Here is a 25,924-nt window from a genome sequence, read left to right as displayed (position 1 = left end):
GCATGGACCGGGTCACCCTGCGCGGACTGCGCGTCCGCGGGCACCACGGCGTGTTCCGGCACGAACGCGAGAACGGCCAGACCTTCGTGGTCGACCTTGCGCTCGGCCTGGACACCCGGCCGGCCGCGGCCGGCGACGACCTGAGCAGAACCGTGCACTACGGTGTGTTGGCCGAGCAGGTCGCGGCCGTCGTGGCGGGCGAGCCCGTGGATCTCATCGAAACCCTCGCCCAGCGCATCGCCGACACGTGCCTGGGGCATGAAAGGGTCGAGGAGGTGGAGGTGACCGTGCACAAGCCCAACGCCCCCATCACCGTGCCCTTCGACGACGTGACCGTGACCATCACCCGGAGGCGCCCGTGACCGCGGAGGACCCCGAGTACCCCGCAGGGGACCCCACCGTCCAGCCGGTACCGGCCGCTGTGGTGGCGGCGGTGGACGCGGCCGACACCACGCTCAGCAACCCCAGGACCGCGGTGATCGCCCTGGGCGGCAACCTCGGCAACCGCCTGGAGAACCTCCAGGGCGCGGTCGACGCGCTGGAGGACACCCCCGGCGTACGGGTCCGGGCCGTCTCGCCGGTCTACGAGACCGAGCCGTGGGGCGTACCGGCCGGCAGCCAGCCCAGCTACTTCAACGCGGTCGTGCTGGTGCGCACCACGCTGCCGCCGGGCGCGCTGCTGGAGCGCGGCCACGCGATCGAGGAGGCGTACCACCGGGTGCGCACCGAGCGCTGGGGCGCGCGCACCATCGACGTCGACCTGGTGGCCTACCAGGGCGTGCGCTCCGACGACCCGGCGCTCACCCTCCCGCACCCGCGGGCCCACGAGCGCGCCTTCGTCCTCGTGCCCTGGCACGATGTGGAGCCCGCCGCCGAGCTGCCCGGCCGCGGCCTGGTCGCGGACCTGGTCGTGGCGGTCGGCGACGCGGGGGTACACCACCGACCGGACGTGGAACTCCGGCTGCCCGAGTAGACGTTGGCACGTAGCGGTACAGGGCGCGGACGGGCACAGGAACACAGGACGTGGAGGCGGGCATCCGGTGAGGACGCTGCGGATCAGGACGCTGGTGGGGGTCTTCGCGGTCGCGTTGGTGCTCGCGTGGTCGGTGTCCCGGTTGTGGGACACCTTCGGCACCCTCCCCGGGGTGCCGGTCGCCGCGCCGATCGTCCTGGCGCTGATCGCCGCCGCGCTGCTGGCCACCGCGCTGTCGCTGCGCGCCCGCCTGCGTGCCCAGCGCGAACGCCGCCCCGGCGCCAAGGGCGTGGACCCGCTGGCCGCCGCCCGTTCGGTCGTCTTCGGCCAGGCCAGCGCGCTGGTCGCGGCCCTGGTGTCCGGGATGTACGCCGGCGCGGGCGTCTTCCTGGTGATGTACCGGCTCGACATGGACCCGCGCCGGCAGCAGGCGGTTTACGCGGGCTTCGCCGTGCTGGCCGCCGTCGCGGTGATCGCGGCGGCGCTGTTCCTGGAACGGGTCTGCAGACTGCCCGAGGACGACGACGACCCGCCGCACGTCGGAGCACGCCAACACCACCGGTGACCTGCGAACACTCCGGCCGCACCGGCTTGCGCCGACACGCCGGGGCAAGCCATGTCCCGACTTGACCACCGGGGCGTCGGCATGGTTCAGTCCGTCACGTGAACGGGTTCGGTCTGCGCCTGCACCGGAGGGTCCATCTGGACCTGCTCCGGTACGCCGGCTGCGTCTGTACGGCCGCGCGCTGAGGCGCGCTCCGGTCCCGCCGTTCACCTTCGCGATCCACGCACCCGTCCAGAGCTGTGCGGTGGCGCGACTTCACCCGGGTGGTTCCCATGACAACGCCGACCGTCGGTTCTCCTTCCTCCTCGACGTCCACGAAGTCCCCGACAACCCAGACCCCGACGACCCCGTCACCGCAGACGTCCGCGACCGCCACGGCGACCGCCGCGCCCGCGACCGCGCCGACCTCCCCCGCGCCCACCGCGCCCACAGCCGCGGACCTGCTGGACTTCGCCCGCGCGGTGGCCGCGGACCCCGCGGTCGTCGGCGAGCTCCCGCTCGACCCCGACGGCCGCACCTGGGTCCGGCTGGACGGCCCCGGCGGCTCCGAGGCGTGGCTGATCGGCTGGCCGCCCGGCGCCGAGACCGGCTGGCACGACCACGGCGGCTCGTACGGCGTGTTCGTCACCGCGGCGGGCGAGCTCACCGAGCAGTCCCTGTCGGTGCCGCTGCCCACCGAGGGCTGGCGCTCCCTGGAGCTCGCCGACGGCGTGGACCGGCAGCGGATCCTGCCCGAGGGCAAGGGCCGCGCGTTCGGCCGTCACCACGTCCACCAGGTCGAGAACCGCTCGCAGACCACCCACGCGGTCTCCGTGCACGCCTACTATCCGCCGCTGCCGCTGATCCGCCGCTACAGCCGCAAGGGCAGCACGCTGAACCTGGAGCTGGTCGAACTTCCCGAGGAGTGGTGATGCCCCGCTCCGCCGAGGACCAGCTGGCAGCGGTCCGCGAGGGCCTGGTCCGGCTCGACCCGGCCGGTGCCGCCGCTGCCGCCGCCGAGGGAGCGCTGCTGGTGGACATCCGCTACGGCGCGCTGCGCGACCGCGACGGCACCATCCCGGGCGCGGTCATCGTCGAGCGCAACGAACTCGAATGGCGGCTCGACCCGCAGAGCGACTACCGCATTCCGCAGGCCGTCGGCCACGACCTGCACGTCGTGGTGATCTGCAACGAGGGGTACGCCTCCTCGCTCGCCGCCGCCTCGCTCCAGGACATCGGCATCCACCGTGCCACCGACCTCGACGGCGGCTTCCAGTCCTGGCGGGCGGCGGGCCTGCCGGTGACCCCGCCGACGGGCGAACCGACCGTGCGCACCCCGTACATCGGGCAGCCGGACGCGGGCGGGGCGTCCCGCTAGAGCCTGCCGTGGGGATCTGCGCGGCGCCGCGCGGGAGGGACCGGGACGTCCCCCGGGGGCCGGCGGCTGTGGCCCCTCCCGCGCGGCGGCGGTCAGGCGATGGAGCCGCCGCCGTCGACGAACACCGTACTGCCGGTGGCGTACGGGTTGCCGGCGAGGAAGACGACCGCCGCGGCGATGTCCTGGGCCTCGCCGACCCGCCCGACCGGCAGCCTCGCCTCGGCCGCCTCGAACATGGCGGTCCGCCGCTCCTCGGGCAGCCCGTCCCACAGCGGGGTGCGCAGCAGTCCGGGGGAGACCGCGTTGACCCGCAGCGGCGCCTTCTCCAGGGCCGCCGCGCGCACCAGCGACTCCAGCGCCGCGTTGATGGCGCTCTGCAGGGCGGACGCCCGCCCCGGGCGGACCGACATGTATCCCGTGACGACGGTCAGCGAGCCGGTGGGCCGGATCCGCACGCTGCGCATCAGGTGGTACGTCCCCCAGAACTTGCTGTCCATGGCGGCGCGCGCGTCGCTCAGCGGGAGTGTGTCGAGGCGGCCCATCGGGGTCCGGGCGGCGGAGACCACCACGTGGTCGAACTCCGCCGCGGAGCAGAACTCCTCGACGGCGTCGGGGTCGGTCAGATCGAGGGTGACGCCGCGCACCCGGTCTCCCGATCCGGCCGCCCCCACCGCCCCCGCCGCCGCGGCCACTTCTGCCACGGCGGCGCCGACCCGCGCCTCGGTACGCGACACGACGGTGACACCGGCCCCCAGCGCGGCGAACGCGCGGGCGGTGGCGAGTCCCACTCCTGACGAGCCGCCGGCCACCAGGACGCTCTGGCCGTGGTAATCGTTCATCGTCCTCCTGTCCCTGCCTGTGCCTCGCTGTCCGTGCCTGCCGACGTGCGCGTGCGCGCGCCCGTACCGGCCCCTCCTTCCTTCCGCCGGGTCAGGACGTGACGGCGTCCTGTGAGCGGGCCCGCGCGTAGCTCACCCGGTCCAGTTCGGTGATCTGTACGGATATGTCGCAGGCGGTCTCGGCCATGGTCCGGGAGAAGGCGCGTACCAGGACATCGAGGGCGGCCTGTGAGATGGCCTGCTTCAGCTCGTCGGACTTCCCGGCGAACGTCCGCAGGTCCAGATTGACGAACGCCTGTTCGATGCTGCCGTCGCCTATGGCGTAGTCCGCCATCCGCACCGCGCGGCCCTTGAAGTCCTGGACGCGGAAGCCGCCTGCCAGGGCCAGGACGCCGTGCAACTCCCGCAGCAGGGGTCCGGACCGGATGTCGTCGCGGACGTTGCCCGAATACTCGAGGACGAGATGGGGCATGACTGGCCTTCCTAGTCGACGGGTTCGTCGACGGCCGCGGGTGCGGCCGGGACGGTGACGGGTTCGGGTCCGGCGGTGGCGAGCGTGCGCCGGGGCGCGGGCCGGACGCCGAGGGCGCCGAGTGCGATGCCGGCGGCGAGCGCGACGGCCGCGCAGACCAGCGCGCTGCGCAGCCCCGAGACGAACGAGGCGGCCGAGGAGTCGCCGACGAGCAGCCCCATCACCGCCACGCCGATCAGGCCGCCGATCTGCCGTGAGCCGTTCAGTACCCCGGAGGCGATGCCGGCGGTGCCCGGTTCGGCCGCTGCCAGCATGGCGTTGGTCATCGCCGGCACCACCAGGCCGATGCCGGCGCCGGCCACCAGGAACGGGACCGCGATACCGGCGTATCCGCCGCCGGAGTGCACCGCCGGGAGCATGGCCAGATAGCCGGCCGCGCCCACCGCGTTGCCGGTCACCAGCACCGCGCGGACGCCGAAGCGCTTGGTGAGCGGGCCGCAGGCCAGGTTGGAGACCATGATCATCGCGGTCATCGGGAGGAACGCGCACCCGGTGACGATCGGTGAGTAGCCCCAACTGGACTGGAAGAACAGGCTGAAGACGAAGATCAGGCCGTAGAAGGAGAAGTTGAGCAGCAGGCCGGTCAGCGCGGTGGCGGTGAACGCGCGGTGGCGGAACATCCGCAGCGGCAGCATGGGGTCCGTGCTGCGCCCTTCCGCCACGACGAAGCCGATCGCGGCGAGCACGAAGACCGCCAGGCAGGTCGTCACCGTCACCGAGCCCCAGCCCAGGCCGTTCGCCTCGACGACACCGGCGGTGAGGGCGCCGAGGCAGACCACGGCCAGCGTCTGCCCTGGCAGGTCGAAGGAGCGGCGCCGGCCTCCGGTCGCCTGGAGGTTGCCGGGCGCGTTCGCCGCGGTCAGCCAGATGCCGATCGCGGCGATCGGCACGTTGACCAGGAAGATCGAGCGCCAGCCGAGCAGGGAGATCAGTACGCCGCCGATCACCGGCCCGAGCGCGAGCGCGAGCCCGCCGGACGCGGCCCACAGGCTGACCGCCCGGGTGCGCTCGGCCTGGTCGGGGAAGGCGCCGTTCACCAGGGACAGCGAGGACGGGACGATCATGGCCGCCCCCACTCCCTGGACGACGCGGGCGGCGATCAGCATCGGCAGCGACACGGACAGGCCGCAGACCAGCGAGGTCACGGCGAACAGCGCGAAGCCGAGTTGGAAGACGTACTTGGGCGCGAGCCGGTCGCCCAGCGCGCCGGTGGTCAGCAGGAAGGCGGCGAACGTCAGCGTGTAGCCGTTGATCACCCATTCGAGCCCGGAAAGACTGCTACCGAAGTCCTTGTTCAGGACCTTGGTCGCCACATTGACCACGCTGACGTCGAGGATGACGACAACGAAGCCGAGGCAGGAGGCCAGCAGGGTCAGACCGCGCTTGCGCGCGTCGTCCGGCGAGTGAGTCACGGTGCTTCCTCGGATCTGCCCGGGAAGGGGCAGCGTAGGCAGGGCGCGCGGACGAGACGCCCGCGGTCATGTTTGATGAGCGACGAACACTTTGAGTGTACGTAGGGTCTCGAACGGTAAGCAATCCGCCCCGCGCCGTCACCGCGCCCGCGCCACCGGCACGGCCGGCGGCACCGTTCCGGCGGCACCGGACGGCGGGCCCGCCGCCGCCCGCGGCAGCCCGCACCCGTCGGGCGACACGGCCCGCGCCGCCAGCGACCGGTGCGTCCGCGCCACCACGGCCGGGTCCACGCTCGGCGTGCCGTAGGCCAGCGCCAGCCCGAAGCGCCCCTGGAACGTGGACAGGTGCAGCACCACGTTGTAGTTGGCGGCGGTGCGGTTCACCACCGTGCGGATGTCGGTCAACCGGTCGGCGTACGGTCCCAGCAGCGGATCGAGCACCCCGACGTTGGTGATGCAGATCCCGGGGGACGCCGCCGCCTCCCCCAGCCCGACGACGGCCGCACGGATCGCCGCGTGCGGCCGTGCGCCGGGCCGCCACGCGGCGTCGGCGGCTCGGAAGGCGGCCCGGTACGTGAGCGCGTCGGCCGCGAACGTGTCGCCGTCCAGCCGCAGCGGGGAGCGCACCACGCCGATCAGGCATCCCGGATCGGCGTACGCCGCCGCCTGCGTGTACCGCCGGCGCAGCGATACGGCCGTGAAGAAGTCGGTTTCCGCGCGGCCGGTGGCCCCGGCGAACGCCTCGGCCAGCGCGGTGGCGAAGAACTCGTTCACGGTGAGCCCGTCGGCCCGGCAGTGGCCGAGCACGCGTGCCGACTCACCGGCGGTGAGGACCAGCGGCAGGAAGTCGGCGCCGCGCTCGGGCCAGGGCGCGGTGGCGGCGAACGGCACGGGCGGACCGGCCACCGGGGCCGTGGCCGATGCCGCCGATCCCGCCGCCCGCGCCGCCGCGGCAGTATCCGTATCCGTATCCGTATCCGTATCCGCGCCGCCGCCTGTGTCCGGCGCCGGCGGACGGTACGTCAGGTCGTCTGCCGACGGCAGGAGCGGCGCGGCGGACGCCGCGCCCGCGCCGCCGTACAACTCCGCCAGCAGTCCGCGCAGCAGGATCCCCGCGGTGTAGCCGTCGGAGACGGCGTGGTTGCGGGTGAAGAACAGCTGCCGCACCCCGTCCGGCCGTACGGCGGCCCGCAGCCGCCACAGCGGGCCGCCGGTCACCAGGAGGTCGTTCAGCTCCCGCCGGAGCAGCAGGTCGGCGGACTCCTCCGGGCCCGCCTCGGCGACGACCAGCTGCTCCGGCGCGACGCCCGCCGACTCCCGGAACCACAGCCCGTCCCGACCCTCCTCGATCCGGACCGACAGCGCCGCGAACCGGGCCGCCCACACGGGGACCGCCCGCCGCAGTGCCGCCGGTTCGACCGGCGCGGCGAAGGTGACGCAGGTGGTCACCTGGGTGGTCCCGCGCAGCAGGGCGTGCTGGTACGCGAACGTCGCCTCGCCGTCGCTGAGCCGGCGCACCCGGCGGCCCGCGGTCACCTCGCACCCGCGGTCGGCGGGGCCGCCGGCACCGCTGCCGGGACCGCCGTGGAGGCCGGGGCCGCCGCGGCCGCCGGGGGCGACCAGCGGACCGGGTTGACCAGGGTGACCCGGTGGCTGGTCACGTCGAGCACGACCGTGTCCCCGTCGGTGATGGTGAACCCGTGGTGGAAGCTGCTGCGGTCGGCGCCGAGGAAGGTGTAGTGGACGCGCCCGGGGTGGTGCAGCGCCGGATAGCCGGCGAGGTGGCCGACCATGGTGTCCAGCGTGAAGGCGAGCGCGTCGGAACCGGTGGTGAATCCGCCCTGGTACGCGGTCGCCCCGTCCCGCAGCACCAGCACCCGGCCGGTCACCGAGGCCGGCGGCGGCCCGGGGAAGAACCACGGCGAGACCGCGGCGTCGCACAGCTTCGCGTAGCCGAGGTGTCCCGCGTGGCGCCGGAACAGGCCGATGTCGGTCAGGTCGTTGCCAAAGGTGTATCCGGCGTAGCGCGGTGTCCCCTCCTCGTCGTCGATGTGCACCAGGACCACCTCCGCCTCCTCGCACACGGCGACCGCCGTCGCCGGGACGGTCAGCGGGTCGCCGGTGGTCCGCAGGGAGGTGCCGGTGCCTTTGAAGAACCAGGTCGGCTGGCCCGGCCCGGCGGCCGCCGGGGCGCCGCCGGACGTGGCGCCGGACTTGACGTTGTGGGTCTGCATGAAGCCGCCGACGAGCGCGTCCCCGGGGTGTTCGGGGAAGAGCGCCGGCCGCATCCGCAGCTCCCGCCCGGCCCCGGCCGGCAGCCGCACGCTCCGCCAGCCCCGCTCGGCCGCCGCCTCGTGGCCGGGCGTGCCGTCGGCCAGGGCGGCCAGCACCTGCCGCGGACCGGCCGCGTACAGCCGTGGCGCCTCACCGTCGCCGTCCGTCACGTCGTCGAAGCCGGCGAGCCGCTCACCCCGGTACTCGCAGACGAAGAATCCGCTCACTGTCGTGCCTCTCCGGAGAAGTCGCCGCTGGATGTCATCGGGTGATGATCTCGACCAGGGCCGGCTTGCCCTGCTGCTTGATGTGGGCCACCGCCGCCTCGACCGTGGGGGCGATGTCGCGGGCCGCCTCGACGCGCGGGAAGGTCCGGATGCCGAACGAGGCGGCCAGGCCGGTGAAGTCGACGGGGCTGTCGTAGAAGCTGGTCGCGATGTGCGCCCGGTCGGTGTCGCGGCTGCGGTTCGCCGCGATCCGGGCGGCGTGCTGGGTGGAGTTGAGGTAGAGCCGGTTGTTCATGACGATCACCAGCAGCGGTACGTCGTAGGCCGCGAGCGTCCACAGCGCGCTGGGGGTGTAGAGCATGTCGCCGTCGGCCTGGAGGTCCACGCACAGCCGTCCGTCGTCGCGGTGCGCGAGGGCGGCGCCGACCGAGGCGCCGAGGCCGTAGCCGAGGCCGCCGCCGCCGTTGAGCCCCAGGTAGCTCTGCGGGCGCTCCATCGGCCACAGCCGTTTGACCCAGCCGTCGATGGTGAGGCTGCCGGTGTTGGTGAGCACCCACTCCTCGTCCCGGACCGCCGAGTGGATCTCGCGCACCGCCGTGGACACCTCGATCCCCTCGCCGGTGTCCGCCTCGGCGGCCTGCCGCGCCCACTCGGCCCTGGCCGAGGCGTGGTCGGCGGCGATCCGCTTGGCGCGTTCCTCGCGCAGCCGGACGAACCCCGGTTCCGCGAACGGCCCTGACGGGTCCTCGACCCGGGCCCGCAGCGCGGTCACCGCCTTGCGGGTGTCGGCGGCCACAGCGCTCCCCACCGGGACGAACTGCTGGTAGTCGGCGGCCCACTTGCTGGTGAGCAGGTCGTTGGTGCCGATGGTGACCACCTCCGGGCCGTTCTCGAAGCCGCCCGCGGCGTCCGGCGTCAGGAACGAGCCCAGCGCCCCGTACAGGTCCTGCACCTCGACCGCCACCACCAGATCGGCCTCGCGCAGCAGCTCCGCGCCGGTGTTGGACAGGTTCAGCCCGTGGGTGTTCGGGAAGTTGAACCGGTTGCCCCGGTCCACCACGGCGGCCCCCAGCGCTTCGGCGACGGCGACGAGCGGCTCGACGGTTCCGGGGTCGCGTCCGGAGAAGTCCACGATCAGGACGGGCATCCGGGCGCCCGCCAGGCGCTCGCACAGCCGGTCGAGGAAGGCCGTGTCCAGGGACGGCAGCACGGTGGGCTCGGTGGACCAGGCCGGCAGCAGGTCCACGCCGGCGGCCAGCTCCTGCTCCTGGACGTCGAAGTCCAGGGCGACGAAGACCGGCGCCGTCAGGTCGGTCCGGGTCAGCCGGAAGGCCCGGTAGAGGGACTCCACGGTGGCCCGCTGGCTGATCGGCTGGTCGCACCACTTGACGTAGTCCTTGACCACCGACTCGATGTTCTGCGAGGTGTGGATCCAGTCGATCCACGGGCGGCGCTTGCCGGCGTCCAGCGGCCCGTTGCCGCCGATGACCAGCAGCGGCACCCGGTCGCACCAGGCGTTGAACATCGCCATCGAGGCGTGCAGCAGACCGACGTTGGCGTGCACAAGGACCGCCATGTGCCGGTTGCCCGCCTTGTGGTAGCCGTGGGCCACCGCGACCGCGATCTCCTCGTGGCAGGTCATCACGATCTCCGGGGCGATGTCCGCGTTGCCCGCGTGCACCAGGGAGTCGTGCACGCCGCGGAAGGAGGCGCCGGGGTTGAAGGTGACGTAGTCGATGTCCTGCTGGTGCAGGAAGCGCACCACCAGGTCGGAGAAGTACGTGGTCATACGGCTGCCTCCGGTGTGCCGGTCCGACGGGGCGGTTCGCCGGTGCGGGTGGGCCAGGCCACGGCGAACCGGGCGGCGGCCTCGTCGAGCACCAGGCCGAGACCGGGTCCGCCGGCCGGCGCGATGGTGTTGGCGGCGCGGTCGACGGCCGGCGCCGGGGAGACGATCATGTGTGCGAAGAACCGGTCGGACTGGCCCGCCTCCACGGTGAACGCGTCCCGGTTGCGGAAGGCCAGCGCCCGTCCGGCGCTGATCAGCGGGCCGCACTCGGCCACTTGGACGCCGATCTGGAAGGCGACCCCGTGGCGGCGGGCGAAGTCGACGACGGCCGCGGACTCCAGCAGCCCGCCGCACTTGCTGACCCGGACGTTGAACGCGTCGCAGCTGTCGGCCAGCACGGCCGCCTCGGCGTCGCGCAGCGAGCACAGGGACTCGTCGAGCATCACCGACACGCCGGTCGCCCGCCGCAGCTCGCGCAGTTCGTCCAAGGCGTTCTTGCGCAGCGGCTCCTCGACCAGGTCCACGCCGAGATCCCGCAGCGCCTTCACATGGCCGGTCGCCGTCTCCAGGGTCCAGCTCATGTTGGCGTCCACCAGCACCGGCACGTCCGGCCCGAGGGCCGCGCGCAGCGCGCCGACGGTCCGCAGGTCGCGCCGCGGGTCCTCGGCCGCCTTGACCTTCACCTGGTGGAACGGCCCCCTGGTGGCCAGGAACTCCTCCACCGGCAGCCCCAGGTCCAGCACCTGGGAGACCGGCAGCGGGCCCTGGCCCGGTACGCCTTCGGGCAGCAAATCGGCCACGTCGAAGCCGAGACGGCGGCCGATGAGGTCCAGCACCGCCGTTTCCAGCAGGCAGCGCAGGTTGTTGCCGCCCGTGACGCCGAAGGTGGCGGCGAAACCCCTCGCCCGCAGCCGTACCAGCAGATCGGCGGGGTCGGCCGTGCGCAGCCGCTCCAGCAGCCGGTCCATCGGGACGCCCGCCAGTTCCGCGCGGACGCTCTCGGTGGTCTCACCGGTCACGTAGCGGCGGGGCGCGCACTCGCCGAGTCCCGTCACCCCGTCGACGGTCAGTTCCAGGACCAGGCTGTCCGACGTGCGGCGCCGGGCGGCCGGGTGGTCGAAGCCCACCAGCATGGGCAGCGTCACATGGTGCAGCCGGGCCTCATCCATGCTGCTCCAGCCCCTGCATGAGGACGAAGGTGGACGACCAGTCGATGAGGTAGTCGCGCACCCCGGTGAAGAACAGGTAGTGCCGGTCGGTGGGCAGTTGGATGATCAGACCGCGCCCGTCGGTCACCTTGATGAACGTGGCGTGCGCGTCGCCGAGGTCCACGATCGGGTCCTTGATGCCGGAGACGAACGCCGTCGGCACGGCGGGCGGCGTCCGCCGCGGCGACATGTAGAGCCCTTCGAGCTCCAGCAGCGTGCGGCGCGAGCGCCGGGTCAGCTGCCGGGTGGCGAGGTCGTCGTGCTCGATGAACCGCTGGTACTTGGGGTCGGCGGTGAAGTCGGCCGCCCGCAGCCCGGCGTCCCACAGCTCGGTGCCGGTTTCCCGGGCCAGGGCGTCGAACTGCTCCCCGGTGAGGGTGGCGTGCAGCTTCCCGAGCCACGTCGAGCAGAACACGGCGGCGTCGTAGGGCACGGCGAAGTCCGGGTGGTGCATGAGGGCGGCCATGAAGGAGCCGCCGAGGCAGTGCCCGAACAGGCCGAGCGGCATCTCGTCGCCGATCGTCTCGCGGACCCGGGTCAGCGCCGCCACGTAGTCGGCGACCAGCGTCTCGACCGGCGGGATCGTCTGCCGCTCCCCGTCGCTGCTGCCGGTGCCGCGCCGGTCCAGCATGAAGAACGCCACGTCGTTGTCGGCGAACCTGGGTCCGGCCTCCCACAGCCACCCGGAGTGGCTCTGCAGCCCCTGGAAGTAGAAGACCGCGGCCTTCGGGCGGTCGGGGCGCCACACGTGCAGCGACAGCCGGACGTCGCCGCGCCGGATGGTGATGATCTCGCGCCGGACGTTGCGCGGCACGCGCTTGAGTTCCAGCATGTCTCCCCCTCAGCTCGCCGTTATCGCGGACAGGAACCCGAGGTCCTGCTGGAAGGGCTTGTACTTGTACTGGGTGGCGTTGCCGGGCTGCCTGCGGCTTTCCACGTACGCGCTGATGGTGTCCGCCGGCACGGTCACCACCTGGAGGGCGCCCAGCCGGCCGCTGGACCGCTTCGCGTCGTACTCGATGTTGATCTCCCGCAGCGCGTCGTCCACCGCGACGGCGGCCAGCGCGTCAAGGTCATGGCCGTGCCCGGCGGCCTCGGCCATGACGACGTAGTGCGGCGGCTCGCCCCAGCGCGGGCCGCACATGAACAGCCCGAGGTCGAGACCGAGTGTCCGCAGGCCGTCGCGGACCGCGGCGGTCATGTGCGCCTCGGTGATCTTCTCGCCGGTGAAGGAGTGGTAGATCCCGTCCCGGCGCACGAAGTGCACCCAGGGAACCTGCCCGACCAGGCGGTCCACGTGGTAGATGTCCCCGGTCCACAGCCGGAACAGGCCGTTGCCCTGCGACATGATCAGGTGGTAGTCCCGGCCGGCCACCAGCTCGTCGAAGAGCAGTGTCGGCACCCGCTCCCCGCGCTCCAGCAGCTCGCCGAGCGGTACCTCGGCGGGTACGAACTCGAAGTACGCCTGGCCGACCGCCAGCGGCTGGCTGTGCGCGGTGTCGTCGACCGGGATGGTGGTGACGCCCTCGGTCCCGCAGCTCATGAACGGCAGCTTGTTCACCCCGGGGAAGGCGGCGTCCATCCTGCCCCGGTACAGCTCGGCCGAGGCGGACTGCCAGCAGCTGTAGAGGGTCAGCGACGGCCACACGTCCTTCAGGGTGAAGTTTGGTGCGGCGAGCACCGACGCCAGCCGGTAGGCCGCCGCCGGGTCGGGGGCGCCCCACGGCTCCCCGTCGAACGTTCCCTCGCGCAGGTCGCGGACCAGCCGGTCGGCGAACTCGGCGATCAGGTCGCGCAGCGAGGTCAGCGTGCTGGGGTTGATCGCGGAAATGAAGTGCAGGTCCTGGCCGACCAGATGGCGGACCCGGTGGTACATCCGCCCGTGGTGGCTCGCCGGGGTCCGCGGACCGAACCACGGCGCCTCGTACCACGGCGGGTTCCAGTCGAGGCTGTTGATCCTGGGATGCCGGTTGCTGATCGCCTGGTACGCCACACCGTGCACGAAGTCGTCCACGTCCTCGCGCACGGTCTGGGTGTCGAGGGTGGCGTACGGGTGCGCCAGCAGCTCCGGGTGCCGTTCCAGGTAGGTGCCCCACATGGCCTTCATGGCCGGAATGCGGTACGTCAGCAGCCAGTGCAGGGTGTACGGGACCAGTTTGGGCACGCCGGTGGTGCCGCTGGTTTTGAGCCAGCGCATCACCGGGCTGCAGGTCAGTACCCCGCCCTTGGTACGGGACTCCCGTTCGATGGCCGGCCTGAAGTCGTCGTAGCGCATGACGGGCAGGATCCGGCGGAAGGCGTCGGCGTCGTGCGCGAGGACCGAATACCCCTGCTCCTGCCACAGCAGCGACTCGGCACTGACGTTGATGACGTCGAGCAGTACCCGGTGCTGGGCCGCTGCGGGGTTTTCCAGGTCGGCCAGCAACTCGGCGCGGGCGGACCGGCATTCTTCGAGGAAAGGCCGGCGACGGACTTTCCAGTGCCGCTGCCACGAGTTGTTGGCAGGCGGTAATGTAAAGGTGACGGACATTGGTGCTCCTCAGGAGGGTGCTGCCGTGTCTGTTGCCTCCTGCCCGGGCTACCATCCCGGGCAGGAGGACCTCGCGGTGCTTCGGCGTATCCGTTCCATCGCGGTCGGTGACGACCGCACGGCGGACTGCGCCCAGATGATTCGACGGACGGTGCTGTGCCGCACTCAGGAACCGATACCGGACTCGGTGGTTCAGCGGTTCAGCCGCTCAGCGGTCGATGAACGTCATCATCTGTTCGTTGTAGCGCGGGCCGGCCACGTCATCGGGCCGGATAATTTCGTCGATCAGGTTCAGCAGCTCGGCGTCGAGCCGGATCGGGGCCGCCTGGACATTCTCCTCCAGATAGCGGCGGCGCTTGGTGCCGGGAATCGGCACGATGTCCCCGCCCTGGTGCATGACCCAGGCGATGGCGAGCTGGGCGGGGGTGATGCCGATGGAGCCCGCGAGTGCTTTGATCCGGTTCGCGAGCGCCGTGTTCTGCTCGTAGTTGGTGCCTTGCAGCCGCGGGTCGAAGCGGCGGAAGTCGTCGTCGGGATAGTTCTCCGCCCGGTCCACGGTACCGGTCAGGAAGCCGCGGCCGAGGGGGCAGAAGCCCACCAGTCCGATCCCCAACTCCCTTAGGACCGGGAGCACGTCGGCTTCGAGATTACGCTCCCACACCGAGAACTCGCTCTGCACGACGGACAGCGGGTGCACCGCGTGGGCCCGCCGGATGGTGCTTGTGCCGGCCTCGCACAGACCGATGTGGCGGACCTTGCCGGCGGCTACGAGACCGGCCATCGTCCCCACCACGTCCTCGATCGGGACCTTCGGGTCGACGCGATGCTGGTACAGTACATCTATGTGGTCGGTGTCGAGCCTTCGCAGGGAAGCCTCCACCACCTCGACGATGTGCGAGGGGCGGCTGTCGATTTCGGCCGTCGAACCGTCGGGCATCTTCATCGGGAACCCGAACTTGGTGGCGACGACCACGTCGTCACGACGGCCCTTGAGCGCCCGGCCGAGCAGTTCCTCATTGGTGAACGGCCCATATGCCTCTGCCGTGTCGAACAGGGTGACACCGAGGTCGATGGCCCGATGGACGGTGGCGACCGATTCGTCGTCGTCCGGAGTTCCGTACCATTGGCTCATTCCCATGCACCCGAGACCGAGTGCGGATACTTCCAGGCCCTGTTGGCCTAATCGCACGTGTTCCAACGCGATGTACCCCCTGTGCGTGAAATCGCTCAGAAAGATGTACGTACGCTCGCCTGGCGAATGAAAGCGTAGACGAACTGCAACCGGCCGGTTGCACGGGCGCCGCCCGTGGGATTACACAAACAGTCCGAAACGGGCGCAAAGCGGCTCGGCGTAAGCAGCATTTTACCCCCAGGTAACGTCATTGGTCCGGCCTTGCGGAGAGCTTATTCCGGCGCTCGCCGCGGAATGCGGAATTCCTTTTTCGCGGCGGGCCGCGAACCCGGTTCGGGGGTGCGGTGCGCCCGGTGCGGACCCGGCGCGTGCCCGGTTCGGGCGGACCGGGGTGCGGTGCGGACCGGGCGGCGCGCCGCCGCCGCGGGGGCCCGGGACCCGGTCCGGTGGAACGGCCGGCGCGGGGCGCGCCGGGGGCCGGCGGCGACGGACCGTGCTCCGATGCGTGCGCTGGGTGCTCGCGAACGGAACCAACGGCCCGAACCGCCGCGAAATTTAAGGCCCCGCTACCCCATGAACGCGCCGCGCACGCTAAATTTCTGGCCATGCCCCGTGGACGCCACCGCCATTCACAGCCGCTGCACCGGATGCTGCCGCCGTTCACCGTGGCGGGCTGCGCCGCGGCGCTCGCCGCCGCCTCGCTGTTCGCCGGCGACACCACCGCGCTGCGGGTGATCACCGTCGCCACCGCGCTCGCCGCGTGTGCCGGCGCGGGCCTCGCCCGCAGCTGGGACCTGTCGGCGGGCCGCCGGGTCGCCGCGCTGGAAACGCTCCGCGAGCGCGAGGAGTGGCACACCGACGAGCGGGTCGCCGAGTTGGAGACCGACCTGGAGGAGTCCCGCGAGCTGCGCGCCCGGCTGGAACGGAAGCTGCGCGGCAAGCGGGCCGAACTGGCCGGACTGCGGACCGAGCACGCCGACCTGCTGCGGCGCTACGCCACCGCCGAGAGCGAGCGGGCGCGCGCTCTGGAGGCTCGCCGCAAGCTCCAGCTCGAAGGCTCCGGCGACCGGTTGGCGCTGTCCGTCGGCCCTTCCCCGGTCGGTCCTGCCGCCTACCTCAAAGCCGCGCAGGCGCTGCGGGAGCTGTCCCGCAACGCCGCCCAGCAGCAGGCGCAGGCCACCGTCGAGGAGGCGCGGCGGCGTGACGTGGCGGCGCCCGACGAGCCGCAGGGCAGGCACGCGGCGGCCGAGGACGGCGTCCCGGCCACCTCGCCCGCGGGCCTGCCGGTCCGCGAGCACCGGCTGATCCCCGCGGTGGCGGCGGCCGTACTGCCGTACGCGCAGCCCCAGCGGTCGCCCGTAACGCCCGGCACGCCCCCGCACCGCACGGTCGGCGGCTTCGACTTCTTCGGCACCCAGAAGGGGCCCGGCCACCCGGACGACGACGCCGAGGACGGTCCGGCCGCGGATCCGGCGGGCACGCGGACCGGCGCGCAGGGCTTGTCCGAGGAGGAGCACAGCAAGGCCGACGAGCCCGCCTCCGAGGTCATCGACCTCACCGCGCACGACGACACCGAGCAGCTGGACATGTCGGAGCTGCGCGCCAAGGCATGAGGCCGGGCAGCCGCGCCGGGTTGAGCCGGGCTGTCGGTCGGGCCGGGTCGCGTCGCGGGAGGTCTCCCGGGCGGCACCGGGCACGGCGGCCCGCCGCACGGTTCCCCGCGCCCGGCCCCTGACGGCGTCCCAAGGCCCCTGTACGGGCCCGCGCAGCCCCGCGGTCCGCTCCCCGTCGAAGTCGTCGCCCCCTCGCCGACTACTTGTCGACGTCGCCGACCACGAAGAACATCGACCCCAGGATCGCCACCATGTCGGCCACCAGCTGTCCGGGCAGCAGCACCGCCAGCGCCTGCACGTTGTTGTACGACGCCGAGCGCAGCTTGAGCCGGTAGGGCGTCTTCTCGCCCTTGGACACCAGGTAGTAGCCGTTGAGGCCGAGCGGGTTCTCGGTCCAGGCGTAGGTGTGCCCCTCGGGGGCCTTGAGCACCTTCGGCAGCCGCTGGTTGATCGGCCCCGGCGCCAGCTCCGCCAGCCGGTCCAGGCACGCGTCCGCGAGGTCCAGCGCGTTGTGGGTCTGCCCGAGCAGCACCTCGAAGCGGGCCAGGCAGTCGCCCTCGGTCCTGGTCACCACCTTCAGGGTGTCCCGCAGCTCCCCGTAGGCCAGGTACGGTTCGTCCCGCCGCAGGTCGAAGTCGACCCCGGCGGCCCGCGCGATCGGCCCGCTCACCCCGTACGCGTGCACGTCCGCCCGCCCCAGCACCCCGACACCCCGGGTCCGGCCGCGGAAGATCTCGTTGCCGAGCACCAGGTCGTCGAACCGGCCCATCCCCGACCGCACCCCGGCCACGGCCTCCCTGACCCGCCCCAGCCACCCGGCCGGCAGGTCCTCCTTCAGACCGCCCACCCGGTTGAACATGTAGTGCATCCGGCCGCCGGAGACCTCCTCCATCACCCGCTGCACCACCTCGCGTTCGGTGAACGCGTAGAAGATCGGTGTGATCCCGCCCAGCTCCAGCGGATACGAGCCCAGGAACATCAGGTGGTTCAGCACCCGGTTCAGCTCGGCCAGCAGCGTCCGCGTCCACACCGCCCGCTCCGGCACCTCCATCCCGAGCATCCGCTCGACCGCCAGCACCACGCCCAGCTCGTTGGAGAACGCCGACAGCCAGTCGTGCCGGTTCGCCAGCATCACGATCTGCCGGTAGTCCCGCGCCTCGAACAGCTTCTCCGCCCCTCGGTGCATGTACCCGACGATCGGCTCCGCCCGCAGGATCCGCTCCCCGTCCAACACCAGCCGCAACCGCAGCACCCCATGCGTCGAGGGATGCTGCGGCCCGATGTTCAACACCATGTCGGTGCCCTCGGCGGCCCCACCGACCCCGATCGTGGTCTCCGTCATACCCGCATCCTCTCAGGTACGCCGGTGGCACTCAGACGGCGTGTTCCGGCGGCGGTTTCACCCTGCCGTCCTCGAACGTGCCGTGCGGACCCCGCGGGAAGTTTCCCCACGTCACGGACGGACGGGGTTCGACCCGGCGGAAGGGCGTTTCCTGGACGCCGACCGCCCGGGTGAAGTGGTACAGGCCGGTCTCCTGCGCGCGCTCACACATGATCGCCGACCGCTCGAAGTACCCGGCGCCGTCGGAGACCGGGTCGGCGGCGCCCACCGCCACCCCCGACGGCGACGGGGGTGGTGCTCTCCGGCGTTATGCCCACGACGAAGACGTACGCGCGGCGCACCGTACGGGGCAGCAGGCCGTGCGCCTCGGCCTGGCGCACATCCTGCGCGACGCCGAAGACCTCGTCCGCGCGGTTGTCGCGGTTCCCGCCCTCGCTCCCCTGCACGGACTCGTACTCCACGGCGAGTACCGGCTCCCCGTGCCGGAGCGCGACCAGGTCCCAGGACGGAGAACGCATACGGCGGAGGACAGGTCCTGGAACCGACAACCCCGCCTGACCTCGGTGTCGGTCGGGCCGATGGCCCCTCCGGCGTGGGCCGATTCGCCCGTAGCTGACAGGGACCTCCCGGGGCACTCTTGCTGCCACAGTGGAGGGCATGGAGCTGCTGGTGTTGGGCGGGACGGAGTTCGTCGGGCGGGCTGTGGTGGAGGAGGCGCTGGGGCGCGGGTGGGGGGTGACCGTGTTCCACCGGGGGCGGCATGGGGCGGTGCGGGGGGTGGCGGAGGTGCTCGGGGACCGGGAGGGGGAGTTGGGGGGACTGGGGGAGGGGCGCTGGGACGCGGTGGTGGACACGTGGTCGGGGAAGCCGGGGGCGGTGCGGGCGTCGGCGGGGGCGCTGGCCGGGCGGGTGGGGGCGTACGCGTACGTGTCGAGCGCGTCGGTGTACGTGTACCCGGCGCCGCTCGGGACGGCCGAGGACGGGCCGCTGGTGGCGGGCGGCGACGACGGCTACGCGGCGGTCAAGCGGGGCGGCGAGCTGGCGGCGGTCGGGGCGTTCGGTGAGCGGGCGCTGCTGGTGCGGGCCGGGCTGATCCTCGGGCCGTACGAGAACGTCGGGCGGCTGCCGTGGTGGCTGAACCGGATCGCGCGGGGCGGAGACGTGCTCGCGCCCGGTCCGCGCGACCTGCCGTTGCAGTACGTGGACGCGCGGGACCTGGCCGGCTGGACGCTGGACGCGCTCGCGGCCGGGCGCGGCGGCCCGTACAACGTGATCAGCGAGCCCGGCCACACCACGATGGGCGAGCTGCTGGCGGAGTGCGTACGGGTCACCGGGTCGTCGGCGCGGCTGCGCTGGGCGGCGCCGGAGGTGATCGCGGCGGCCGGGATCGAGCCGTGGACGCAGCTGCCGGTGTGGCTGCCCCCGGGCGAGGAGCACGACGCGCTGCACGGCGCCGACGTCAGCCGGGCACTCGGCGCCGGCCTGCGGTGTCGGCCGGTGGGCGAGACCGTCGCGGACACATGGGCGTGGATGCGGGGGCTGCCCGGCCCGCTGCCGCAGCGCCCCGACCGCCCCCCGGTGGGACTGGACCCGGAGGTCGAGCGGAGGGTACTGGCCGGGCTCGCGGACGCGGCGGATGCCAAGGGCGCCGCGGGCTGAGGGCCGGTCCGGCGCGGGGCGGTCGCCTGTACGAAGACGTGCCCTCACCCGTACGGAGACGCCCGTGCCACCCGTACGGAGACGCCGCCCTCACCCGTACGGAGACGCCGAGCCCGCGCACCTCACCCGCCCACCGCACCGCCCGCGTCGAGCAGTCCCGTGCACGCCGTTCCCACCGGCTGCGTCACCCACACGAAGTCGCCGAGGCCGCCGCGCGCCGTCAGCTCCGCGGCCTGGGAGGCGGTGGCCAGCGCGCGGACGTAGCCGGCCGGGTCGCTGCCGGCCAGCGACAGCGGAGGGCGGCCCGCGGTGACGCCCAAGGCGTGCAGCGCCTCCCGCTGGGTGGTCAGGGTGCCCCCGAGGGAGTCCACCGCGACGTGGGCGGTCAAATCCCGGGTGCCGTCGGGGACGGGCGGGACCTGGCGGCCCCCCTGGTAACCGGTCAGGGTGCCGTACGGGGGCCGGGCCGCCCTGGTGTGGCCGTAGTCGACGGCGACCGCGAGGCCCGCGGCCAGCGAGCCCGCCGCGTCCGCCCACGCCCGGTCCCGGGAACGCCCGACCTCGGCGCGGACGCTCGCGTCGGACCCGCTGGCGCCGTGCCCGCCCGACCCGTGCCCGCCGTTCCCGTCGGACCCGCTCGCGCCGCGCCCGCCCGACCCGAGCCCGCCGTCCCCGTCAAACCCGCCGCGCCCGCTCCCCGGACCGCGCCCGCCCTCCCGACCGGGCCCGAGCGGCCACCACTCCCTCAGCCACGCGGCGTCGGCGCCGCCCACCGGCGCCCCGAGCCGCTCGGCGCCGTCCGCGACCCGGACCTCCACATAGCGCGCCGCCCCCGACTCGTCGGCCGCCGCGACCGCCACCGGTACGTTGTCCAGCCACTCGTTCGCGAACAGCAGCCCCCGCACGCCCCTGGGGGGCGCCGCCGTCCAGACCACGCGCGGGTCCAGGCCCGGCGGGCGCGGCGCCCGCTCCACCGCGTGGAGGCGGACCCGGGCCGGGACGAGCGGGAGGAGCGCCGCGGACAGCTCCGCGCGGCCCGCCGCCATGTCGACGAACGCCAGGTCCCGCGGGTGGCCGAGCGCCGCGTCCACCCGCCGCAGCAGCTCGGCGACGGCCCCGGCGAACAGTCCGGAGGCGTGCACGGAGGTGCGGAAGTGTTCGGCCGGCCGCTGCGTCACGAAGAAGCCGGCCGGTCCGTAGAGCGCGCGTTCCATCGCCGTACGCCACGGCAGCCACTCCTCGTCCACAGGCTGAACCGTATGTGACATCCGAAGTGCGACCGGTCACAGGGAACCTTCCTGACCTGCCCGAGCGTCAAGGCTTGAGCGGTGTGTCTCACGGGGCCGGTAGGGTTTCCGGCATCGAAGCAGGTAGGGAGTGGACAGCTCATGACGGCCGGACACGACGGCACACCGGAGAACGACGACCCGTTCGGGTACCTCTACCGGTCGGAGGGCATGGAGCAGCCGGAGCCCGAAGCACCCCAGCCGCGTACCACGCCCCGGACCTCGTACAACTCGGTGCAGCGGGTCGGCGAGCGCCGCCCCGCCCCGCCGCAGCAGCCCCAGCAGGGCGGTTACGGCTACCCGCAGCAGGGCCAGAAGAACCACGGCCAGGGCCAGGGCCAGCCCCCTTACGGCGGCCCCCAGCAGCAGGGCTACGACACCCCGCCCCCCGGCGGCCGACGGGGCCGCCAGAGCGGCCAGGACACCCCCAGCCGCAAGGGACTGCTGATAGGGGCGGTCGCGGTGGTCGCAGCGGTCGCCATCGGTATCGCCTTCGCGATGACCAACGGCTCCGGCGACGACGGCAAGAAGCAGGCGGACGGCAAGGCCACGAGCGCGCCGGTCACCAGCACCGCGCCCACGACCGAGCCGACGCCGTCCGCGACACCCACGGAGTTCGCCTCCCCGAAGGTCGACGCGGCCACCCTCGCGCTGGCCGGCGGCGCCCAGCAGAGCAACCAGTGGCCGGGCGCGGACGCCGCGAACGGCACCTACGTGGACCACATGGGGCAGCCCGGCGCCTCGGCGACCTGGACGGTCACCGTGCCGCGGGACGACTCGTACACGCTCTTCATCAGCTACGGCAACGCCGGCAAGGACGCCAACCTGACCCTCGCGGTCAACGGCACCCCCCGCAGCAACGCCGTGAACCTGAACAACTTCGGCCACTACACCGAGTGGGACAAGGCGTGGAGCAACCACACCTACCAGTGGGTGGACCTGAAGAAGGGCGCCAACACGCTCTCCCTGACCTGCGTGCCGAACACCAACTGCGGCGTCAACCTGGACCAGGTCTGGCTCAAGCAGGGCCAGGTCACCAAGTAGGAGCCACCGGGCAGGAGCCACCCGAGCCGGACCGCGCGGGCCTGTTCCGCGGGCCGGCGGCGGCGCCGGGCCCGTACCCGCCCGCGTAAGGCGCCCGGCCCCGGCCCCGGAAGGCTCAGGGCCTGGCAGCGGGAGGCTCAGGCCCCCGGCACCGGTCGGTCGCTCCGGCCGTGCCCGCGGCCCCGGCCCGCCACCGCCGCGGAAGGCCCCGCCTGCCGCGGCCCCGGCCAGGACACCCGCCTGCCGCGGCCCGCCGCCCGCGCCCCCGGACAGCTTCCGCGTGCGACCTCAGGAAGGCCGCACCACCCACTCACCCCTGCGCATCACGCCCACCAGGTCGTACGCCTCGTCCAGCACCACCAGGTCCGCGTCCTTGCCCGGCTCCAGCGTGCCGATCCGGTCCGCCAGGCCCAGCAGCCGCGCCGGGGTGGTGGAGATGGCGCGTACCGCGTCCGGCAGCGACAGCCCGTCCAGCGTCACCGCCCGCTTGAAGGCGGTGTCCAAGGTGAGCGTGGAGCCGGCGATCGAGCCGCCCTCGACCAGCCGGGCCACCCCTTCGCGCACCTCGACCGCCAGCGGGCCGAGCTGGTACAGGCCGTCGCCGAAACCGGCCGCGTCCATCGCGTCGGTGATGAAGGCGACCCGGCCGGCGCCCGCGCTGCCGAAGGCGAGTTCGAGGACCGAGGGGTGCAGGTGGGTGCCGTCGTTGATGAGCTCGACGGTGACCCGCTCGTCCTCCAGCAGCGCCGCGATCGGCCCGGGGCGGCGGTGCTGGAGCGGCGGCATCGCGTTGAACAGGTGGGTGGCCACGGTCGCGCCCGCCTCGATGGCCTCGCGGGTCTGCTCGTACGTGGCGTCGGTGTGCCCGACCGCGGCGATCACGCCGAGATCGGCCAGCAGCCGTACCGACTCGACGCCGCCGGGCAGCTCGGCCGCCAGGGTGAGCATCTTCGCCGCGCCCCGGCCGGCCTCGACCAGCTTGCGGACGTCCGCCGGGTCGGGGTGGCGCAGCAGCCCCTCGTCGTGCGCGCCCTTGCGGCACGGCGAGATGAACGGGCCCTCGTAGTGGATGCCCGCGAGGTCGCCCTGCTCGACGAGCTCGGACAGCAGGGCGGCCTGCCGGGCGAGGACGTCCAGCTCGTCGGTGACGGTGGAGGCGACCAGGGTCGTGGTGCCGTGCTCGCGGTGGGCGCGGACCCCGGTGAGGACGTCCTCGGCGGTGCCGGAGCTGAAGGACGCGCCGCCGCCGCCGTGGTTGTGCAGGTCCACGAAGCCGGGGACGACCGTGTATCCCCGCCCGGCCAGGTCGAGCGTGGCCCGCTCGGCCGGCTCGTCGGCGGCGATCACGGTGCCGTCCACCGTCAGCCGGGCGTCCTCCACCACGCCGGACGGCAGGACCAGGCGGACCCCGGCCAGCACCGTACGCCGCCCCGCCGGGGTCGCTCCGGGCGCCGGCGGCGGCCCGGTCGGCTCGGTGGGCGGCGTGGGCCGCGTGGGCCGCGTGGGCCGCGTGGGCGGAGTCGGCGGAGTCGGCGGAGTCGTCGATACCGGGGCCATCAGGCGGATACCTCCACGGAGAGCAGATCCCAGGCGAGCAGGCCCGCGCCCAGGCATCCAGCGGTGTCCCCGAGCGCGGCGGGGACGAGGACAGGGAGCTTCTGAAAGGTGATGCGTGCCTCCACCGCCGCGCGCAGCGGGCCGAACAGGGTGTCGCCGGCCTCGGCGAGCCCGCCGCCGATGATGACCACCCGGGGGTCCAGCAGGGTGAGACCGGTTACCAGACCGTCGGCGAGCGTGTCGACCGCCTCGCGCCAGACGGCGAGCGCGCCGGGGTCGCCGGCTTCCACGGCCCGCGCGCAGTCCGCCGCGTCCGCTTCGGGGCCGCCGCCGGCCGCCGCCCAGGACCGGGCGACCGCCGCGGCCGAGGCGTACGCCTCCAGGCAGCCGCGCTGCCCGCAGCCGCACTCCCGGCCGCCGGGCCGGACCACGATGTGCCCGATCTCGCCCGCGTAGCCGTGCGCGCCCGCCTCGATCCGGCCGTCGATGCCGATGGCACCGGCGATGCCGGTGCCCAGCGGGACGAACAGGAAGCGGTCGGCGCCGTGGCCCGCCCCGATCCGGCCCTCGGCGAGCCCGCCGGACCGTACGTCGTGCCCGAGGGCCACCGGGACGCCGCCGAGCCGCTCGGACAGCAGCGCCCGCAGCGGGACGTCCTTCCAGCGCAGGTTGGCGGCGTAGACGGCGACGCCGTTGGCCTCGTCGATGATGCCGGGGACCGCGAGGCCGGCCGCGACGGCGGTCTGGCCGTACCCGGTCAGACCGTGGTCGCGCAGTTCGGCGGCGAAGTCGAGGATGCCGGCGACCACCGCGTCCGGGCCGCGTTCCCGGCCGGTGGGGCGGCGCGCCTCGTACAGCAGGGTGCCGTCCGCGGCGACCAGGGCGGCCTTCATCCCGGTGCCGCCGACATCAAGGGCGATGACATGTCTCACGGGGACAGTCTCGCGGTTGACCCGGGTAAAGGTCTAGTCCACTGGGCCATGAAGATCCCTATCCGGTGGAATTCGGAAACCTGACGGGAATCTCATCGGAACCGCGACATGAACGACGCGGTGAATGCGGGCACGGCCGGCCCTCCCAATGCCGGCCGCGGCCGGACCGGAACCGGGCGGGAACCGACCGGTAACCCGGGTGGGCCGCCGCGTGACCCCGAAGGGAGCCCGATGCGGAAGAGATACCCCTCATGGTGTAGACCTTGGCTCACGATGTGGGGAAGACTCGACGCTTCCGAAGGCAGTACGCAACGCGGTACGCCAGTACTTCAAAGGGCGGTAGGAACAGTGCAGCGGCGACTACTCGGACTGGCGGCGGTCGGCGTCACGTCCGTCATGGCAATGACGAGCCTCAGCGGGTGCGGAGGCAGCAACCCGCTCGGCGGCGACGTCACCTTGCACTTCGTCGCGGCCGACTACGGCGATCCCAAGACCGGTAACAGCTCCGCCACGTACTGGAACGAGCTGGTGAGCGCGTTCCAGCAGAAGAACCCGCACATCAAGGTGGACGTGCAGGTGCTCAGCTGGGACGTGGTCGACGACACCGTCGCCAAGATGGTCAAGGCGGGCAAGGCCCCCGACATCGCGCAGATCGGCTCCTACGCGGCCTACGCGGCGCAGGACCAGCTCTACAGCGCCGACGAGCTGTTCACCGTCAGCGAGCAGGCCGACTTCATCCCCTCGCTGGTCACCGCCGGCTCGGTGGACCGCGTGCAGTACGGCATACCCTGGGTGTCCAGTTCCCGGATGTTCTTCTACAACAAGAAGCTCTTCGCGGACGCCGGTATCAGCAAGGCGCCGCAGGACTGGGCCGACATCGAGAAGGACGCCAGGAAACTCAAGAAGCACGGCGTCAAGGTGCCTTACGGGCTGCCGCTGGGCCCCGAGGAGGCGCAGGCCGAATCCCTGATGTGGATGCTCGGCAACCAGGGCACGTACACCGACACCGTCGGCAGCTACACCTTCGATTCCGAGAACAACGTCGACGCTCTCAACTGGGTGCGCAACCACCTTGTGCAGCCCGGACTGGTACAGGCCACCGACCCGGCCAAGACCAACCGCGCCGACATCTTCGCCGACTTCCTCGCGGGCAAGGCGGGCATGGTGATGGGCCACCCGTCGCTGCTCACCCAGGCCGAGGCCGCCCACCTCGACGTCGGCGTGGTGCCGCTGCCCGGCCAGAGCGGACCCAGCACGGACACGCTCGGCGTCGCCGACTGGATGATGGCGTTCAAGCAGAACGGCAACAAGAAGGCCGACGGCGAGTTCCTCCAGTACGTCTTCCAGGAGGAGAACGCGGTCAAGTTCCTCGACGAGTACGGGCTGCTGCCGGTGACGACCAGCGCGTCACAGGCGATGCGGGCCAACCCCAAGGACAAGGACCTGGTGCAGTTCCTGCAACTGCTGCCGGACGCGGTCTTCTACCCGGTCAACAAGACCTCGTGGGGCCCGGTCAGTGCCAAGGTGAAGACCGACATCGGCCAGGCGATGCACACCGACGCCAAGCCGGTGCTGTCGAAGCTCCAGATCTACGCGCAGTCGCAGGACATCGCGAGCAACAAGACGCCGTAGCGGCGGGCAAAACGGGCGGAA

Annotated in this window: 24 protein-coding genes; 9 read left to right on the top strand and 15 right to left on the bottom strand. The window is 72.8% G+C overall.

Annotated elements, in window-relative coordinates:
• Positions 1-2 precede the first annotated feature (2 nt).
• From folB to RLT57_RS11345, 5 genes are all read left to right on the top strand, one after another.
• On the top strand, positions 3-362 hold the full coding sequence (folB, locus tag RLT57_RS11365) for a dihydroneopterin aldolase (protein WP_311297268.1): 360 nt from the start codon (positions 3-5) through the stop codon (positions 360-362).
• Positions 359-973, top strand: coding sequence for a 2-amino-4-hydroxy-6-hydroxymethyldihydropteridine diphosphokinase (gene folK / locus RLT57_RS11360; protein ID WP_311297267.1), 615 nt, complete (start codon positions 359-361; stop codon positions 971-973). Before folB ends, folK begins: the two co-directional genes overlap by 4 nt.
• A gap of 67 nt (positions 974-1,040) precedes the next feature.
• On the top strand, positions 1,041-1,538 hold the full coding sequence (locus RLT57_RS11355; RefSeq protein WP_311297266.1) for a DUF3180 domain-containing protein: 498 nt from the start codon (positions 1,041-1,043) through the stop codon (positions 1,536-1,538).
• A gap of 272 nt (positions 1,539-1,810) precedes the next feature.
• Positions 1,811-2,449, top strand: a complete 639-nt coding sequence (locus RLT57_RS11350; protein ID WP_311297265.1) for a cysteine dioxygenase — start codon at positions 1,811-1,813, stop codon at positions 2,447-2,449.
• A complete protein-coding gene (locus RLT57_RS11345) occupies positions 2,449-2,895 on the top strand; it encodes a rhodanese-like domain-containing protein (protein WP_311297264.1) in 447 nt (148 codons plus the stop codon). Before RLT57_RS11350 ends, RLT57_RS11345 begins: the two co-directional genes overlap by 1 nt.
• Before the next feature lie 92 nt (positions 2,896-2,987).
• Here the strand turns inward: RLT57_RS11345 and RLT57_RS11340 are convergent, their stop codons facing one another.
• From RLT57_RS11340 to RLT57_RS11295, 10 genes are all read right to left on the bottom strand, one after another.
• Positions 2,988-3,734, bottom strand: coding sequence for an SDR family oxidoreductase (locus RLT57_RS11340; RefSeq protein WP_311297263.1), 747 nt, complete (start codon positions 3,732-3,734; stop codon positions 2,988-2,990).
• 91 nt (positions 3,735-3,825) lie between these two features.
• Positions 3,826-4,206: a 5-carboxymethyl-2-hydroxymuconate Delta-isomerase gene (locus RLT57_RS11335; protein ID WP_311297262.1), complete on the bottom strand. Its 381-nt coding sequence runs from the start codon at positions 4,204-4,206 to the stop codon at positions 3,826-3,828.
• Between the two features lie 11 nt (positions 4,207-4,217).
• Positions 4,218-5,678: an MFS transporter gene (locus RLT57_RS11330; protein WP_311297261.1), complete on the bottom strand. Its 1,461-nt coding sequence runs from the start codon at positions 5,676-5,678 to the stop codon at positions 4,218-4,220.
• A 138-nt stretch (positions 5,679-5,816) separates the two neighbouring features.
• Complete coding sequence (locus tag RLT57_RS11325; RefSeq protein ID WP_311297260.1) at positions 5,817-7,214, bottom strand: hypothetical protein; 1,398 nt, start codon at positions 7,212-7,214, stop codon at positions 5,817-5,819.
• Positions 7,211-8,179, bottom strand: a complete 969-nt coding sequence (locus RLT57_RS11320; RefSeq protein ID WP_311297259.1) for a hypothetical protein — start codon at positions 8,177-8,179, stop codon at positions 7,211-7,213. The genes RLT57_RS11325 and RLT57_RS11320 overlap by 4 nt, the downstream gene beginning before the upstream one ends.
• A 34-nt stretch (positions 8,180-8,213) precedes the next feature.
• Positions 8,214-9,968: a thiamine pyrophosphate-binding protein gene (locus RLT57_RS11315; protein WP_311297258.1), complete on the bottom strand. Its 1,755-nt coding sequence runs from the start codon at positions 9,966-9,968 to the stop codon at positions 8,214-8,216.
• Positions 9,965-11,137: a mandelate racemase/muconate lactonizing enzyme family protein gene (locus RLT57_RS11310; RefSeq protein WP_311297257.1), complete on the bottom strand. Its 1,173-nt coding sequence runs from the start codon at positions 11,135-11,137 to the stop codon at positions 9,965-9,967. Before RLT57_RS11310 ends, RLT57_RS11315 begins: the two co-directional genes overlap by 4 nt.
• Positions 11,130-12,008: an alpha/beta fold hydrolase gene (locus RLT57_RS11305; RefSeq protein ID WP_311297256.1), complete on the bottom strand. Its 879-nt coding sequence runs from the start codon at positions 12,006-12,008 to the stop codon at positions 11,130-11,132. The genes RLT57_RS11310 and RLT57_RS11305 overlap by 8 nt, the downstream gene beginning before the upstream one ends.
• Before the next feature lie 9 nt (positions 12,009-12,017).
• Positions 12,018-13,706, bottom strand: coding sequence for a GH3 family domain-containing protein (locus RLT57_RS11300; protein WP_311297255.1), 1,689 nt, complete (start codon positions 13,704-13,706; stop codon positions 12,018-12,020).
• 208 nt (positions 13,707-13,914) lie between these two features.
• The gene (locus RLT57_RS11295; protein WP_311297254.1) at positions 13,915-14,895 is read right to left on the bottom strand and encodes an aldo/keto reductase; all 981 of its coding nucleotides are present in this window, start codon (positions 14,893-14,895) and stop codon (positions 13,915-13,917) included.
• 548 nt (positions 14,896-15,443) lie between these two features.
• Between RLT57_RS11295 and RLT57_RS11290 the strand changes: the two genes are divergently transcribed.
• A complete protein-coding gene (locus tag RLT57_RS11290) occupies positions 15,444-16,451 on the top strand; it encodes a hypothetical protein (RefSeq protein ID WP_311297253.1) in 1,008 nt (335 codons plus the stop codon).
• Between the two features lie 199 nt (positions 16,452-16,650).
• On the opposite strand, the gene RLT57_RS11285 is transcribed toward RLT57_RS11290, so the two are convergent.
• Together RLT57_RS11285 and RLT57_RS11280 are read right to left on the bottom strand one after the other, a co-directional pair.
• Positions 16,651-17,793 (bottom strand): NADH-quinone oxidoreductase subunit D, encoded by a 1,143-nt coding sequence (locus tag RLT57_RS11285; RefSeq protein WP_311297252.1) that lies wholly within the window; start codon positions 17,791-17,793, stop codon positions 16,651-16,653.
• 203 nt (positions 17,794-17,996) lie between these two features.
• Positions 17,997-18,311, bottom strand: a complete 315-nt coding sequence (locus RLT57_RS11280; RefSeq protein WP_311297251.1) for a PaeR7I family type II restriction endonuclease — start codon at positions 18,309-18,311, stop codon at positions 17,997-17,999.
• A gap of 139 nt (positions 18,312-18,450) precedes the next feature.
• Between RLT57_RS11280 and RLT57_RS11275 the strand changes: the two genes are divergently transcribed.
• The gene (locus tag RLT57_RS11275) at positions 18,451-19,452 is read left to right on the top strand and encodes a reductase (protein WP_311297250.1); all 1,002 of its coding nucleotides are present in this window, start codon (positions 18,451-18,453) and stop codon (positions 19,450-19,452) included.
• Between the two features lie 122 nt (positions 19,453-19,574).
• Here RLT57_RS11275 and RLT57_RS11270 read toward each other — a convergent pair whose 3' ends face one another.
• A complete protein-coding gene (locus RLT57_RS11270; RefSeq protein WP_311300676.1) occupies positions 19,575-20,666 on the bottom strand; it encodes a hypothetical protein in 1,092 nt (363 codons plus the stop codon).
• 174 nt (positions 20,667-20,840) lie between these two features.
• Here RLT57_RS11270 and RLT57_RS11265 point away from each other — a divergent pair, with 174 nt between their 5' ends.
• Complete coding sequence (locus tag RLT57_RS11265) at positions 20,841-21,782, top strand: carbohydrate-binding protein (protein ID WP_311297249.1); 942 nt, start codon at positions 20,841-20,843, stop codon at positions 21,780-21,782.
• Between the two features lie 288 nt (positions 21,783-22,070).
• Here RLT57_RS11265 and nagA read toward each other — a convergent pair whose 3' ends face one another.
• On the bottom strand, positions 22,071-23,201 hold the full coding sequence (gene nagA, locus RLT57_RS11260) for an N-acetylglucosamine-6-phosphate deacetylase (RefSeq protein WP_311297248.1): 1,131 nt from the start codon (positions 23,199-23,201) through the stop codon (positions 22,071-22,073).
• A 137-nt stretch (positions 23,202-23,338) separates the two neighbouring features.
• On the bottom strand, positions 23,339-24,271 hold the full coding sequence (locus RLT57_RS11255; protein ID WP_311297247.1) for an ROK family protein: 933 nt from the start codon (positions 24,269-24,271) through the stop codon (positions 23,339-23,341).
• Positions 24,272-24,667: 396 nt separating this feature from the next.
• Between RLT57_RS11255 and RLT57_RS11250 the strand changes: the two genes are divergently transcribed.
• A complete protein-coding gene (locus tag RLT57_RS11250; RefSeq protein ID WP_311297246.1) occupies positions 24,668-25,903 on the top strand; it encodes an ABC transporter substrate-binding protein in 1,236 nt (411 codons plus the stop codon).
• The last annotated feature ends 21 nt before the right edge of the window (positions 25,904-25,924 follow it).

The sequence above is a fragment of the Streptomyces sp. ITFR-21 genome (assembly GCF_031844685.1).
Taxonomy (GTDB): Bacteria; Actinomycetota; Actinomycetes; order Streptomycetales; family Streptomycetaceae; genus Actinacidiphila.
The sequence above is the reverse complement of the archived record's forward strand: the minus strand, read 5'-3'. Positions and strand labels throughout refer to the sequence as shown.